16 protein-coding genes are annotated in these 14,419 nt (G+C 68.6%); 10 read left to right on the top strand and 6 right to left on the bottom strand.

Going from position 1 to position 14,419, the window contains the following annotated elements; all coding sequences use genetic code 11:
• Positions 1–22 precede the first annotated feature (22 nt).
• The 3 genes from ACAM49_RS32995 to ACAM49_RS32985 form a co-directional block, all read right to left on the bottom strand.
• Positions 23–1,666 (bottom strand): SulP family inorganic anion transporter, encoded by a 1,644-nt coding sequence (locus tag ACAM49_RS32995; protein ID WP_369639467.1) that lies wholly within the window; start codon positions 1,664–1,666, stop codon positions 23–25.
• Positions 1,663–3,492, bottom strand: a complete 1,830-nt coding sequence (locus tag ACAM49_RS32990) for a phosphoenolpyruvate carboxykinase (GTP) (protein ID WP_369639466.1) — start codon at positions 3,490–3,492, stop codon at positions 1,663–1,665. The genes ACAM49_RS32995 and ACAM49_RS32990 overlap by 4 nt, the downstream gene beginning before the upstream one ends.
• A gap of 94 nt (positions 3,493–3,586) precedes the next feature.
• Positions 3,587–3,907, bottom strand: coding sequence for an ArsR/SmtB family transcription factor (locus ACAM49_RS32985; protein ID WP_369639465.1), 321 nt, complete (start codon positions 3,905–3,907; stop codon positions 3,587–3,589).
• A gap of 87 nt (positions 3,908–3,994) precedes the next feature.
• Between ACAM49_RS32985 and ACAM49_RS32980 the strand changes: the two genes are divergently transcribed.
• Together ACAM49_RS32980 and ACAM49_RS32975 are read left to right on the top strand one after the other, a co-directional pair.
• Positions 3,995–4,798, top strand: a complete 804-nt coding sequence (locus ACAM49_RS32980) for an alpha/beta fold hydrolase (protein WP_369639464.1) — start codon at positions 3,995–3,997, stop codon at positions 4,796–4,798.
• Between the two features lie 29 nt (positions 4,799–4,827).
• On the top strand, positions 4,828–5,175 hold the full coding sequence (locus tag ACAM49_RS32975) for a zinc ribbon domain-containing protein YjdM (protein WP_040816219.1): 348 nt from the start codon (positions 4,828–4,830) through the stop codon (positions 5,173–5,175).
• A 3-nt stretch (positions 5,176–5,178) separates the two neighbouring features.
• Here the strand turns inward: ACAM49_RS32975 and ACAM49_RS32970 are convergent, their stop codons facing one another.
• Both ACAM49_RS32970 and ACAM49_RS32965 read right to left on the bottom strand, forming a co-directional pair.
• Entirely contained in the window at positions 5,179–5,754 is a 576-nt protein-coding gene (locus ACAM49_RS32970) for a TetR/AcrR family transcriptional regulator (protein WP_369639463.1), read from the bottom strand.
• 33 nt (positions 5,755–5,787) lie between these two features.
• Positions 5,788–6,915: an agmatine/peptidylarginine deiminase gene (locus ACAM49_RS32965; RefSeq protein WP_369639462.1), complete on the bottom strand. Its 1,128-nt coding sequence runs from the start codon at positions 6,913–6,915 to the stop codon at positions 5,788–5,790.
• Between the two features lie 218 nt (positions 6,916–7,133).
• Between ACAM49_RS32965 and ACAM49_RS32960 the strand changes: the two genes are divergently transcribed.
• Together ACAM49_RS32960 and ACAM49_RS32955 are read left to right on the top strand one after the other, a co-directional pair.
• The gene (locus ACAM49_RS32960) at positions 7,134–7,868 is read left to right on the top strand and encodes a maleylpyruvate isomerase family mycothiol-dependent enzyme (RefSeq protein WP_369639461.1); all 735 of its coding nucleotides are present in this window, start codon (positions 7,134–7,136) and stop codon (positions 7,866–7,868) included.
• A gap of 13 nt (positions 7,869–7,881) precedes the next feature.
• Positions 7,882–8,463 carry a TetR/AcrR family transcriptional regulator gene (locus ACAM49_RS32955; RefSeq protein ID WP_369639460.1) on the top strand — a complete coding sequence of 194 codons (582 nt, stop codon included), beginning with the start codon at positions 7,882–7,884 and terminating at the stop codon, positions 8,461–8,463.
• A gap of 2 nt (positions 8,464–8,465) precedes the next feature.
• On the opposite strand, the gene ACAM49_RS32950 is transcribed toward ACAM49_RS32955, so the two are convergent.
• The gene (locus ACAM49_RS32950) at positions 8,466–9,353 is read right to left on the bottom strand and encodes a TIGR03619 family F420-dependent LLM class oxidoreductase (protein ID WP_369639459.1); all 888 of its coding nucleotides are present in this window, start codon (positions 9,351–9,353) and stop codon (positions 8,466–8,468) included.
• A 74-nt stretch (positions 9,354–9,427) separates the two neighbouring features.
• On the opposite strand from ACAM49_RS32950, the gene ACAM49_RS32945 reads away from it, so the two are divergent.
• The 6 genes from ACAM49_RS32945 to ACAM49_RS32920 form a co-directional block, all read left to right on the top strand.
• Positions 9,428–9,937 (top strand): winged helix-turn-helix transcriptional regulator, encoded by a 510-nt coding sequence (locus tag ACAM49_RS32945; protein ID WP_369639458.1) that lies wholly within the window; start codon positions 9,428–9,430, stop codon positions 9,935–9,937.
• A gap of 43 nt (positions 9,938–9,980) precedes the next feature.
• Positions 9,981–10,496 carry an SRPBCC family protein gene (locus tag ACAM49_RS32940; RefSeq protein ID WP_369639457.1) on the top strand — a complete coding sequence of 172 codons (516 nt, stop codon included), beginning with the start codon at positions 9,981–9,983 and terminating at the stop codon, positions 10,494–10,496.
• On the top strand, positions 10,496–11,551 hold the full coding sequence (locus ACAM49_RS32935; protein ID WP_369639456.1) for an LLM class flavin-dependent oxidoreductase: 1,056 nt from the start codon (positions 10,496–10,498) through the stop codon (positions 11,549–11,551). The genes ACAM49_RS32940 and ACAM49_RS32935 overlap by 1 nt, the downstream gene beginning before the upstream one ends.
• A gap of 84 nt (positions 11,552–11,635) precedes the next feature.
• Complete coding sequence (locus ACAM49_RS32930) at positions 11,636–12,292, top strand: GntR family transcriptional regulator (protein WP_369639455.1); 657 nt, start codon at positions 11,636–11,638, stop codon at positions 12,290–12,292.
• A gap of 56 nt (positions 12,293–12,348) precedes the next feature.
• Positions 12,349–13,749, top strand: coding sequence for an allophanate hydrolase (locus tag ACAM49_RS32925; RefSeq protein WP_369639454.1), 1,401 nt, complete (start codon positions 12,349–12,351; stop codon positions 13,747–13,749).
• Positions 13,746–14,419, top strand: a 674-nt coding sequence (locus ACAM49_RS32920; protein WP_369639453.1) for a cysteine hydrolase family protein, incomplete at its 3' end; no start/stop codon positions are given. The genes ACAM49_RS32925 and ACAM49_RS32920, both read left to right, overlap by 4 nt.

Raw genomic sequence — 14,419 nt, 5'->3', positions numbered from 1 at the left:
GGATTGGGCTGGGTGGGGTTGGTCATCGGGGACTGCTTTCGGCGGGGCTGGAGACGAGGGCGCGGGCGACGGCGATGGCGTCGGGGGTGTGCTCGAACAGGTGACCCGCTCCCGGCAGCGCGCCGATGGCCGCGAGCCGACGGCGGTGGTCCTCGCGCAGGCCGGAGAGGAGCACGGTGATGCCGCGGTGTTCGAGCTTGCCGACGGCGTCCTCGAGGGTGAGCGCGCCGGTGGTGTCGAGGGCGGTGAGATGGGACATGCGCAGGATGACCACCCGGACATCGGAGAGCTCGGCCAGTTCCAGCAGGAACCGGTGCGCGGCCGCGAAGAACAGCGGTCCGTCGAGGCGGTAGGCCACGATGTGGTCGTGCAGCAGCCGGTGCTCCTCGGCGAGATGGTCGGCGTCGTCGAGCGGAATCTGCTGCAGGCGGGCCTCTTTGGCCACCGACCGCAGCGCCAGCAGCACCGCGATGCCCACGCCGACGGCCACGGCGGTGACCAGGTCCATGGCGACGGTGACCACGAAGGTGATGGCCATGATGGCGGCGTCACCCCTGGAGGCACGGGCGATGGCGGCCAGCGAGGCGGTCTCCACCATGCGCACCGTCGTGGCGAGCAGCACTCCGGCCAAGGCCGCCAAGGGAATCCAGGCGACCAGGCCCGAGGCCAGATAGATGATGGCGGCCAGCACCAGTGCGTGGGTCAGCGCGGCCAGCCGGGTGCGCGCACCGGAGCGCACGTTGACCGCGGTGCGCGCGATGGCCCCGGTGGCGGGCACGCCGCCGAACAGGGGCGCGGCGATATTGGCCAGCCCCTGGCCGAACAGTTCCCGGTCCGGGTTGTGGCGGGTGCCCACGGCCATGGAATCGGCGGCGGTGGCCGAGAGCAGCGATTCCAGCGCCGCCAGCGCGGCCACGGCCAGCGCGGGGGCGAGCAGCGACCCCAGCTGGTCGAGGTGCACGAATCCCAGTGTGGGAGCCTGCAATCCGGACGGAATCGTGCCGATCAGCGCCACGTCGAGATGGAACAGCTTGGCCGCCACCGTCGCCAGCGCCACCGCCAGCAGCGCGAACGGCAGCTTCGGCAGGTATCGGCCGCCGATCAGCAGCACGGCCGCGACCAGCAGCGCGACGGCGAGGGACATCCAGTGCGGCCCGGACGCGAACTGCCGCACCGCATCCCAGGCCGACTGCCACACCTTCTCCCCGTGCGCGTGCGCGATCCCGAGCGCCGACGGGAACTGCTGCAGCGCGATGACCACCGCGATGCCCGCGGTGAAACCCTCGATCACCGGGGCGGGCATGTAGCGCACCGCGCGCCCGACCCCGGCGACCGCGAGCACCACCAGCACGAGCCCGGCCAGCAGCCCCACGGCCAGCACCCCGCTCGCTCCGTGCCGGTGGAAGATCGGCACCAGTACCACCGTCATCGCCCCGGTCGGCCCGCTCACCTGGAATCGGGAGCCGCCGAAGACCGCGGCGAGCGCGCCCGCGACCACGGCGGTGGCGAGTCCGGCGGCCGCGCCGAGTCCGGAGCTGATCCCGAAGCCCAGCGCCAGCGGCAACGCCACCAGCGCGACGACCAGTCCGGCCAGCAGATCCGCGCCCGGGGCACGCAGCGCGGGTTTCCATTCCGCGCGAGACGGCAGCAGCGAGGCCACGGTCAGAGTGCTTCGGCCAGGCGGATTTTCAACGCGGCGAGCTCGGCACGCAGGGTGTCGGGCAGGCGGTTGCCGCCGATGCCGGCGTACCACTCGTCGATCGACTCGAGCTCGCGCACCCATTCGTCCACATCCACCTCGAGCGCGGCATCGATCAGGCCGCGATAGCCCTCGCTCAGGCCGTCCAGGTCGAGGGAATCCGGGGTGGGCACGAAGCCGATGGGGGTGCGCACCGCCTCGGCTTCGCCGTCGAGGCGTTCGAGCGCCCACTTCAGCACGCGGACATTGTCACCGAAGCCGGGCCACAGGAACTTGCCGTCGGCACTGCGTCGGAACCAGTTGACCTGGAAGATCTTCGGCAGCCGCGCGCCCCGGCGCTCGCCCATGGCCAGCCAGTGCGCGAAGTAGTCGCCCACGTGATAACCCAGGAACGGCAGCATGGCCATCGGATCGCGGCGCACCACGCCGACCGCGCCCGCGGCGGCCGCGGTGGTCTCCGAGGACAGCACCGAGGCGGTGAACACGCCGTGCGCCCAGGCGAAGGATTCGGTGACCAGCGGGATGGTGGTGGCGCGGCGGCCGCCGAAGAACAGCGCCGAGATCGGCACGCCGCGCGGGTCGTTCCATTCCGGGGCCACCGACGGGCACTGCTCGATCGGGGTGCAGTAGCGCGAATTCGGGTGCGCGGCAGGGGTTCCGGAGGCGGGCGTCCAATCGTGGCCGTGCCAGTCGATGAGGTGGGCGGGCGGCTGGTCGGTGAGGCCCTCCCACCAGATGTCGCCGTCGTCGGTGCGGGCGGTATTGGTGAAGATCGAGTTGCCCGCGTCGATGGTGGCGATGGCGTTCGGGTTGGTCTTCGCGCCGGTTCCCGGTGCGACTCCGAAGAATCCGGCCTCCGGGTTCACCGCGTAGAGCCGCCCGTCGGCCCCGAAGCGCATCCACGCGATGTCGTCGCCGACGGTCTCGGCCTTCCAGCCGGGCAGGGCGGGCTCGAGCATGGCGAGATTGGTCTTGCCGCACGAGGACGGGAAGGCGGCGGCGATGTAGTGCGTCTTGTCCTGCGGCGAGGTCAGTTTCAGGATCAGCATGTGCTCGGCCAGCCAGCCCTCGTCGCGGCCCAGCACCGAGGCGATGCGCAGCGCGAAGCACTTCTTGCCCAGTAGCGCGTTGCCGCCGTAACCCGAACCGTAGCTCCAGATCTCGCGACGCTCGGGGAAGTGCGCGATGTACTTGGTCTTGTCGCACGGCCACGGCACATCGGCCTGCCCCGCCATCAGCGGCGCGCCCACCGAATGCAGGCACTTCACGAATTCGGTGCCGTCGGTGAGCTTGTCCCACACCTGCCCGCCGGACCGCGTCATGATCTGCATCGATACCGCGACGTACTCCGAATCGGTGATCTGCACACCGTATTTCGGCTCGGCGGCATCCAAAGGCCCCATGCAGAAGGCGATCACGTACATGGTGCGCCCGGCCATCGCGCCCCGGTAGTGCTCGGTCATGACCGTGCGCATATCGACCGGATCCACCCAGTTGTTGGTGGGCCCGGCATCGCTCTCGGACTCCGAGCAGATGAACGTCCGATCCTCCACCCGCGCCACATCATCGGGATCGGAGGCGCACCAGAACGAATTGGGCTTGGCGGGTAGCGGCACGAAGGTGCCCTTGGCGACCAGGTCGGCGGTGAGGCGATCCCACTCCTCCCGCGATCCGTCGCAGTAGACGATGCGCTCGGGTGCGGTCAGTTCGGCGATCTCGGCGACCCAGGCGGTGATGCCGGGATGGTCGGTCGGAACCACGGCGGTGGCGAGGGTGGTGGCGCGTTCGGGCACGGCGAGCCTCTCTTCACGAAAAAACTAGGTTTGTAGTTTAGAAAACAAGCAAGCAACGAGGTCAAGGCACCCCCTCCGAATGGGAGGGGGCTGGTTAGGCGGGTTGTTCGAGCGCCTCGGCCTGGCCGGTGACGACGCCGGTGAGAATAACGCGCGCCACCGCGAGCAGCTCGGCGACCTGGGGTGAGGTCAGGGCGTAGGTGACCGAGAGACCCTCACGGCGGGCGGTGACCAGCCCGGCACGACGCAGAATCGACAGCTGCTGCGACAGATTCGCCGCCTCGACACCGATCTCGGCGAGCATTTCCGAGACCGCGTGTTCACGCTGGCTCAGTAACTCCAGGACCCGGATGCGAACGGGATGGCCGAGCGTCTTGAAGAAGTCCGCCTTCATTTGATAGAGCGGCCGTTGCATACCTGGCACAGTTGCAGAGTTTAGCAAGCAGGACAATCAACTGATACCTTCGGTCGTCCTGTGGACCGCCCTACAGAAAGATCCACCGTGCCCCTCGCCACCCTCAACGGGATTCGCCTCAACTACGACGTCACCGGCGCCGGACCCCTGGTCGTGCTGGTCATGGGCACCGGCAGCCCGGGCCGGGTCTGGCGGACCTATCAGGTTCCGGCACTGGTGAAGGCGGGTTTCCGGGTCGCCACCTTCGACAATCGCGGGATCGCGCCGTCGGAGGAGAGCGCGCACGGGATGCGGATCGAGGATCTGGTCGCCGATACCGCGGCGCTCATCGAATTGCTCGGCGCGCCGGCGCATGTCGTGGGCACCTCGCTCGGCGCGCGGGTCACCCAGGAGCTGGCGCTGGCCCGGCCGGAGCTGGTGCGCAAAGCGGTCATGCTGGCCACCACCGGGCGGCCGCATCCGCTGGCGAGCACGCTGAACAAGGGTGAGCAGGCGCTGGCCGCACAGGGTGTGAAGCTGCCGCCGGAGTACGCGGCCGCGATCAAGGCGATGCTGAACCTGTCCCCGCACACCCTCGAATCCGACGAGTCCGCGCAGCAGTGGCTCGACATTTTCGAGTACTCGGCCAGCGCCACGCCCGCGCCCGGCGTGCTGGCGCAGATGCGCATGGACCGCTCGCAGAATCGGCTGGCCGACTACGCCCGCATCACCGTCCCGAGCCTGGTCGTCGGATTCGCCGACGATCGCATGCTGCCACCGATTTTCGGCCGCGAGGTGGCCGAGGCGATTCCGGGCGCCCGCTTCGTCGAGATCGAGAAGTGCGGGCACTACGGCTATCTCGAACAGCCCGACGAGGTCAACCGCACCATCATCGGCTTCTTGAATCAGTGACCGCCTCAACCAGTAGTAAGGAGCAGATCGTGACCGACACCCTGCCGCCCTGCCCCGCCTGCTCGAGCGAATACACCTACGAGGTCGGCGGATTGCTGACCTGCCCCGAATGCGCGCACGAATGGACCCTCGAGGCCGAATCCGGCGCGGCCGACGACGGCGTGATCCGGGATGCGGTCGGTAATGTGCTCGCCGACGGCGACACCGTCACCGTCATCAAGTCCCTGAAGGTGAAGGGCAGCCCGACCGGCATCAAGGCGGGCACCAAGGTGCGCAATATCCGCCTGGTCCAGGGTGTGGGCGATCACGACATCGATTGCAAGGTCGACGGAATCGGCGCGATGCAGTTGAAATCGAGTGTGGTCAAGAAGGTTTGAGAGCTAGCGCGCACCCAGCTCGGCGGCGATCGCGCCGCTGAGCAGCTCCCGCGCCCGGTCGAGGGTGAGCGAGCCGCTGTGCCAGCGTTCGCTCAGCCCCTCCACCAGCGCGGTGAGCCGTTCCGCCACGGCGGCGGCGTCGAGTTCCAGTGCGATGGAACCGGTTTCCTGACCGTGCAGGATGAGGGTCTCCACATCGGAGTTCCAGGACCCGGTGCTGGCCTGAAGCGGTTCGCGCAGTGCGGGATCGAACACCGCGCTGGCGCGCAGCTCCCCCCAGGCGACGCTGTTCTCGCGGACCTCGTCGACGTCCTGCAGTTCCAGCAGCAGCATGTGCTCGACCTGCGCGCGCGGCTCGTCGAGATCGGCGAAAGCGCGCTCGGTGTAGGCCTCGGCGCGGTGGTTGATGTGCGCGAGGGCCGCGCGCAGGATGCCCGCGCGATCCTTGAAGTGGTAGTAGATCAGCGCGGTGGACACCCCGGCCGCGGCGGCCAGCTTCTCGACTCGCAATCCGCGGACCCCGTCCTGCGCGATGACTCGGACGGCGGCTTCCAGGATCTGGGTCTGACGGTCTGACACGATTCCTCACTCTAGAGCGACTGTGCGGTGGTCTCAGTCGACGGGTTCCTGCTGCGTGGTGCAGTGGATACCGCCGCCGCCGGCCGCGATGGCGTCGATATTGATCTGCACCACCTGCCGATCCGGGAACAGGCGTTGCAGCGTGTTCTTGGCCGCGGCATCGGTGTAGGCGTCGCCGAATTCGGGGGCGACGACGCCGCCGTTGCAGACGTAGAAGTTGATGTACCCGGCCGCGAAGTCGTCGCCCGCGCCCTTGTAGCGCAATTCCGAAGGCGCTTCGAGGGTTTCGATCTCGAGCGGGCGGCCCTGCGCGTCGACGGCATTGTGCAGCAGGTCGAGGTGGCGGCGGGTGACGTCGTAGTCGAAGGACTCCTCGTTGTCGTCGAGCGCCGCGACCACCACGCCCGGGCGGGCGAAGCGGGCATAGAAGTCGGTGTGCCCGTCGGTGATGTCGTGCCCGGCGATGCCCGGCAGCCAGATCACCTTCTTGATGCCGAGCAGGTGCTCGAGCTCGGCCTCCACATCCGATTTCTTCCAGCCCCGGTTCCGATTGTTGTTCAGCACACAGGATTCGGTGATGATCGCGGTGCCCTCGCCGTCGACCTCGATGCCGCCGCCCTCGAGCACCAGATCGGTGTGCACGGTCTCGACGCCGGCGCGGCCGTCGACGAAGGTGGCGACCTTGCTGTCGCGGCGGTGCTGCTGCTTGCCGCCCCAGCCGTTGAAGTTGAAGTCCACACCGGCCTTGGTGCCGTTGCCCTTCACGAACACCGGTCCGGTGTCGCGGATCCACAGATCGTCGATCTCGCTGACGATGAGCTCGACATTCGCACCGCCGAGCAGGTTGCGCGCCATCTCCAGTTCGTCCTGGCGTACCAGCATGGACACCGGCTCGAAGCGGGCGATGGTGGCGGCGATGGTCGCCAGGTTCTGGCGCACCTGCGGCAGCAGCTGCTTGCCCCAGATGGCCTCGCTCGCGCCGAAGGCCATCCAGGTGCTCTTGTGCGGCGCGCCCTCGTCGGGCATCACCCAGGAACGGCCGTCGTCGGACTTACTGCTCGTATCGCCGCTGAACCACGAGGAGACGGGTCCCTCGCAGCCCGCGAGCAGCAGCCCGCTCATCGTCAGTAGCCCGGATCGCATGAATCCGCGTCGTCGCATGGTGCTCGTCTCCTCGGTGGTCGGACACGAGGAAACATAATCCTGACTGAATTTTCAGTCAAGGACCGTGGCGGGCGTCACCCTGACGGCTTTCCACCGCCGGATCACCCGGGCCGGACCCGCGAGAGTCGTATATCTTTCCGCGCCAGCGTCATTCGTTGCCGAGGAGCCTTAGGCTGAGACCGAACCAAGATCATCTATCGGAAGGACCTCGGCGCGTGACGGGCTTGGGTGTGGGCTGGCTGGAACCGATCGAGGCGTCCACGCAGCGGTTGCTCGCGACCGTCGAGGCGATGACCGATGCGCAGCTCGGCGGTGACTCGCTGATTCCGCCGTGGACGCGGGGCCATGTCCTCGCCCATGTCTGCCGGGCGGGCGACAGCCTGGTGCGATTGCTGACCTGGGCGCGGACCGGGGTGGAGACGCCGCAGTACCCGAGCATGGCGGCGCGGGCGGCGGAGATCGAGGCGGGTGCGCGGCGGCCGGTGGCCGAGCAGCTGGCCGATGTGGTGGCCGGTGCCGAGCGGTTCGCGGAGGCGGTGCGGCTGCTGACGCCCGAGGCGTGGGAGCGTGCGGTGCGCCCGCGCACCGGGGAACTCCGGACTCCGGAAACACTGGTGCCGATGCGGCTGCGCGAATTGGAGATCCATCACGCGGATTTGAATGCCGGGTATTGCTTCGCCGATATCCCCGAGCCGGCGGCCCGCTGGATTCTCGACGATATCGCGGACGCAATGATCCGGTCCGAGTCCGGCAATCCGAGTCTCGTGCTACGGGCCACCGATTCCGATTTCCACCGCGACCTCACCGGCGAGCGGCGCACCGCCGTCGTCGAAATCGTCGGCCCGCAAGCCGATCTGCTCGCCTGGCTCAGCGGCCGGATTCCCGCCGAGAAAACCGCGCTGACCGCCGGGCGAGCCACTCCGGTACCGCCCGCTCCGAGGTGGATCTGACTAGAATTCAGAGATGACGACCAGTAAGAACACGGTTGTCGGAATACGCGATCAACTCGTGAACGCCGCTTACGAACTCTATACCCGGACCGGGGTGCGCGCGGTGACGTCCGACATGATCGCCGGGCGGGCGGGCGTCTCGAAGGCCACGCTGTACGAACACTTTCCGACACTGGAAGAGCTGGTCACGGTGGTGCTGCAGCGCCGCGAGCGGCTGTGGACCTTCGGCCTCATCGAGGAGCAGTCGCGGCTGCGCGGCACGACACCCGAGGAACAGCTGCTGGCCATCTTCGACGTGTTCGACGAATGGATCGCCGCCGCCGATTTCGATGCCTGCCTGTTCATCAATGTGCTGCTGGAAATGGGCGCGGATCATCCGCTGGGGCGGGCGGGAATCGAACACCTGCAGACCATTCGCGATATCGTGGCCGCCCGCGCCGAACGCGCCGGATTGTCCGACGTCGACAATTTCGCGCGCTGCTGGCACATCCTGATGAAGGGCGCGATCGTGGCCGCCGCGGAGGGTGATCGACAGGCGGCGCGACGCGCGAAAGCCATGGCCTCACAATTGATCCGGCTGCACCGCCCGAACTGAGCTCACGCCGGGTCGAAGCACCTCAGCTCCGCCAGCGCCGCCAGCTGATCCAGGTACTGCGCGAGGGATTCGTGGCGCACCCGCGGCTGCACGATCGTCGCACCGGCGTCGGCGAGCTCGCCCAGCACCTGTTCGGCGTGGGCCGGTTCGGCCATCGGATCGATGCGTCCCGCGGTTCCCACGATCACCTCGAATCCCGGTGCGCCGCAGTCGACTCCGTCCAGACGCTGCCGCAAATTCGCCGCGTCCAGCCCGGCCGGGATCCAGCCGTCGCCGAGCCTGGTGGCCCGCCGCAAGGCCGCCTCGCTGACCCCGCCGACCCACAGCGGCATGCGCTGCTGCACGGCATGCGGTTCGACCACCAGGCCCTCGAAGCTGTAGTACGTGCCCGAATACTTCGGTTCGCGCTGCCCGAGTGCCGCACGCAAGGCCGCCATGGCATCGTCGGCGCGGCGGCCGCGATCGGTGAAAGACGCGCCCAGCAGCTCGAATTCCTCCCGTGCGGTGCCCACCCCGACGCCCAGCACCACCCGTCCCCCGCTGATGGCGTCCAAGGTCCCGTACCGCTTGGCTATGGCCAGCGGATGGTGATAGCCGAGCACGATCACACTGGTGCACAACCGGATTCGCGTCGTCCGCGCGGCCACGTAGGAGAGCGTGGCCAGCGGATCCCAGTACCGTGTGCCCCGCGACCCGCCCAGCATGGCCGACCCCGAATGCTCCGCCACCGCAACGTGTTCGCTACAGGTCAGATGATCGAACCCCAGCCGATCCGCCGTCTCGGCGATCCGCGCGATCTCGGCGATCCCGGCCTCCCGCTCCCAGGCGGCCGAGCGCCCCGGAATATCGAGCACCACCGGGGTGGAGATCCCCATCCGCATAGCAGTCATTCCTTCCGCGACACCCGGGACCTGCACCGATGCCGGCCGACCCGGTCCTGTTGCGAGACCAGTATTCTCGGGGAATGAAGCGTACGTCCTTCGCGCGATGGCCCTGCTCGGTGGCCCGGACCATGGATCTGCTCGGCGACTGGTGGACCCCGCTGGTGTTGCGCGAGGCGTTCTACGGCGTGAAGCGATTCGGCGAGTTTCAGCAGGAATTGGGGATCGCCCGCAATACGCTCAGCGATCGCCTCGAGCGGCTGGTCGAGGAGGGGCTGCTCGAAAAGCGGCCATATCACAGCGAACCCGTCTGGTACGAGTACGTGCTCACCGAGAAGGGCCGCGACTTCTGGGATGTGCTCATGGTGATGTCGCGCTGGGGTGACCGCTGGCTCGCCGACGCGGACGGCCCGCCGGTCGTGCTGAACCACACCGCCTGCGGTCACGACACCCAGCTCAAGGTGGTGTGCGAGCACTGCGAGCAGCCGGTGCCGATCGAGGAATCGCGCCTGCGCATGGGCCCCGGCTATCCCGAGCGGTTGCGGGAACGACCCGACATCGTGGCGCGCTTCGCCCGGCAGGAAGCCAAATAACCAGCGTTGACCTGCGTAGTCTATTCATGTAACCATCCAGTGCATGGAGTGGACGGGCGCGAAGTACGCCGACGGACCGACAGCACAGGCCGAGATCTGGATCGACGCGCCACCCGAGCAGGTGTGGGCGCTCGTCTCCGATATCACGCTGATGCCGGAGCTGAGCGAGGAACTGCAAGCGGCGCACTGGGTTTCGCCGGAGACCCGGCCCGGCGTGGGCGCCATGTTCGTCGGCACCAGCCGGCACGAGGCCCTCGGTGAGTGGTCGACGACCTCCCATGTCGTGGAATGGGATCCGCCGCGTGCCTTCGCCTGGGCGGTCGCCGATCCCGAGAATCCCTCCGCCACTTGGCGTTTCACCCTCGATCCGGTGAACGGCGGCACCGCGCTGCGGCAGTGGGTCCGCATGGGTCCGGGCCGTTCGGGCCTGAGCGTCGCCATCGACGCCATGCCGGAGAAGGAGGAGAAGATCGTCTTCGTCCGCATGCGCGAATTCGAATCCGCCATGCGGACCGTGGTCGCCGAGATCAAGCGCCGCGCCGAGGAGGCGACCCGCTGATGCGCACCGCCACCACCGTCGAATTCTCCCGCGACTCCCGGCAGGTCGTCGACTTCGTCCGCGAGGCCGACACCATGGGCCTGGATATCTGCTGGGTCGCCGAGGCCTGGGGTTCGGACGCACCCTCGGCGCTGGGCTATCTCGCCGCCCGCACCGAACGAATCCTGTTGGGCTCCGGCATCATCCAGCTCGGCACCCGCTCCCCCGTCGCCATCGCCCAGGCCGCCCTGACCCTGGCCGAACTGTCCGGCGGCCGTTTCCTGCTGGGCCTCGGCGCGTCCGGCCCGCAGGTCATGGAGGGCCTGCACGGCGTCCCCTTCGCCCGGGCGCTGACCCGCATGCGCGAGACCATCACCGTCATCCGCCGGGCGTGGTCCGGTGAGAAGATCTCATTCCAGGGCAAGACCATCCGAATCCCCTTGGACGGCAACAGCAAACCGATGCGCCTGTCCATGCCCGCCAACACCGACATCCCCATCTACATCGCCAGCATGTCCCCGAAGATGCTCGAACTCACCGGCGAACTGGCCGACGGCTGGCTGGGCACCAGCTTCGTTCCCGAGGGCTCCAACGCCTACTTCGACCATCTCGACGCGGGCCTGACAGCCGCCGGCCGCACCCGCGCCGACATCGACGTCTGCCAGGGCGCGGAAGTCGCCCTCTTCGACGACGAGGAAGCGGTCTCCCGCCACATCGCGGGCCGGAAACCGGAGCTGGCCTTCAGCATCGGCGGCATGGGCAGCGCGACAACCAACTTCTACAACGCCGCCTACGCCCGCCAAGGTTGGGCGGAGGTCACCGAAGCGATCCGCGAACGCTGGCAATCCGGCGACCGCACCGGCGCAACCGAACTCGTCACCGACGACATGATCCTCGCGACCACTCTCATCGGCACTCCCGACATGGTGAAGCGCCGCCTCCGGACCTGGAGCGACGTCGGCGTCGACACCGTCCGCCTCTACCCCGCGGGCGACACCCTCGACGCCAAACTCACCAATCTCGCCCAGGCCCTCGACCTCATCGCCGATCTCGACCAGACACCCGCCTCGCCGTAATCCGCCCGGCCGCACCGGGTCCCGCACCGGGCCTAACGGGCCGTGACGAACCGCTCGGCATAATCTCGTGGAATGGTGTCGCGGATGAATGGGGCGGTGCTGCCGCCGAGCCTGGTGGAGATGGCGACGCGGCAGGTGCGGGCCGAGGTGCTCAGCGGGGAGCGCGAACCCGGGGAGCGGATCGGCGAGGAGGCGCTGTGCGCACGGCTGGGGACCAGTCGCGCGCCGGTGCGGGAGGCCCTGCGGCTGCTGGCCCAGGAGGGGTTGATCGAGCATCTGCCGCGGCGCGGGTTCCGGGTGGCGGTGTGGTCGGAGACCGACATTCTGCAGCTGTTCGAACTGCGGCGGGTGCTGGAACGACATGCCATCGAGTCCGCGTTCCCGCTTGCGGCCGAGGGTGATCCGCTGCACGCGGTGCGGACGGCGCTCGAGGACATGCGGGCGGCCGACGCCGCGGAGGATCTGTTCGAGCGTGACAATGCCCATCGACGCTTCCACGCCGCCATCGTGGCGCTGGCGGGCAACCGGCAGCTGGATCTGGCCTATGAACCGATCCTGCTGAAGCTGCAATTGCCGATGGCCCGCAATCTGCGCACCGAGGCGCGGATCGCGCAGCGCCGCAACGGTGTTCGCCGACATGCTGAGCTGCTGGCGGCATTGGAGACCGGGGACGCGGCCCACGCCAGCGCCGCCCTGCTGCGGCACGGGGAACGCGCCTATCTGGATCTCGACATCCGCTAACACAGCGGATACATTGCGACACCGCCGAATTCACACATTCTGTCGACAATCGACAGATGCTGAACCCCGGTCCCACGGTCGCGGAGATTCTGGCCTCGCACGAGAGCGGCAGCGGCTCACCGACGCACACCGCCGCGCGGGTCGCCGACGCCATCGCGGCGCGCGGCGCGGACGGCACCTGGATCACGCCGGTCCCCCGCGAGCGGCTGCTGGCCGACGCGGCCGAGATCGAGCGCCGCCCCGGGGCGCGCACACTGCCGCTGTACGGCGTGCCGTTCGGGGTGAAGGATTCCATCGATGTGGCGGGCTGGCCCACGACGCTGGCCTGTCCCGATTTCGCCTATACCGCCACCGAGACCGCGCCCGCGGTGCGGCGGCTGCTGGACGCGGGCGCGCTGTTCGTCGGCAAGACGAATCTGGACCAGTTCGCGACCGGGCTCAACGGCACCCGCACGCCGTATCCGATTCCGCGCAGCGTCTTCGGCGGCGAATTGATCTGCGGCGGCTCCAGTTCCGGTTCGGCGCGCGCGGTCGCGCTGGGTGAGGTGCCGTTCTGCGTGGCGACCGATACGGCCGGGTCGGGCCGGGTGCCCGCGGCGCTCAACGGGATCCTGGGCTGGAAGCCCTCGCGCGGCCTGATCAGCACGGTCGGCCTCGTTCCAGCCTGCAAGTCGCTGGACTGCCTGACGCTGATGGCGACCACCGTGGAGGATCTGGACCGGGTGTTCGAGGTCATCGCGGGCGTGGATCCGGATGATCCGTGGAGCCGGGCGCGTGGGCCGCGGTTCGGCGGCGGGCCGGTGCGGGTCGGACTGCCGGATGTGGCCGAGCTCGAGTTCTTCGGCGACGACCTGTTCCGCGCCGCGCATCTGGGTGTGCGGGATCGGCTGGCGCGCCTCGGATTCGACTGCGTGCCGACCACGCTGGAACCCTTCCTGGCGGCGGGCGAGCTGCTCTATCAGGGGCCGTGGGTGGCCGAGCGGCTGGTGGAGTTCGAGGCGTTCCTGGCCGCGCAGCCGGAGTCGATTCTGCCGGTGATCCGCGAAATCCTCACCGGCGGTTTCCGATTCACCGCCGTGGATGTCTTCCGCGCGCAGCAGCGGCTGCAGGAGTTGCGCGCCACGGTGGCACGGATGTGGACCGACTTCGACGTGATGGTGGTCCCCACCCTCGGCACCACCTTCACCGTGGAACAGGTACTGGCCGATCCCATCGCCACCAACACCACCCTCGGTCACTACACCCATTTCGGGAATCTGCTGGATCTCACGGCGATCTCGGTGCCGGTTGGTATGACCGCGGACGGCCGCCCGCTGGCGGCCATGGTCTTCGGACCGGCCCTCGCCGACGACACCGTGCTCGCGGCGGCCGCCCGCCTGCTCGACGAGCCGCGCCGCGCCGCCCTCGACGAGCCACGCCACCCGAACCTCCGTCTCGTACAGAAAGAACGACCATGACGGCAGCGCACCACATTCCGGCACAGCCCACCGATTTCACCTTCGACCCGAGCACCCTCGCCCTGCTGGTCATCGACATGCAACGCGACTTCCTGCTCCCCGGCGGTTTCGGCGAGAGCCTCGGCAATGACGTGGCGCTGCTGCGCACCGTCATCGAACCGCTGTCCGCGCTCATGACCGCCGCCCGGGCCGCGGGCATTCCCGTCATCCACACCCGCGAAGGCCATCTGCCCGACCTGTCGGACTGCCCGCCCGCGAAACTGTTGCGCGGCAACCCCTCCCAGCGCATCGGCGATCCGGGCCGGTTCGGGCGGATTCTGATCCGCGGCGAATACGGCCACGACATCGTCGACGAACTCGCGCCGCTGGCGGGCGAAGTGGTGATCGACAAGCCCGGCAAGGGCGCGTTCTACGCCACCGAACTCTCGGATGTGCTGGAGGGCAAGGGCATCCGCTCACTGCTGGTCACCGGTGTCACCACCGAGGTCTGCGTGCACACCACGGTGCGCGAGGCCAATGACCGCGGCTACGAATGCCTGGTCGTCTCCGATTGCGTCGGTTCGTATTTCCCGGAGTTCCAGCGCGTGGGCCTGGCCATGATCGCCTCCCAGGGCGGGATCTTCGGGTGGGTCGCCGATTCCGCCGCCGTCCTCGGCGCGCTCACCTTCTC

This window comes from Nocardia sp. JMUB6875, assembly GCF_041154655.1.
GTDB lineage: Bacteria > Actinomycetota > Actinomycetes > Mycobacteriales > Mycobacteriaceae > Nocardia.
This window is presented reverse-complemented; position numbering and strand designations above follow the sequence as displayed.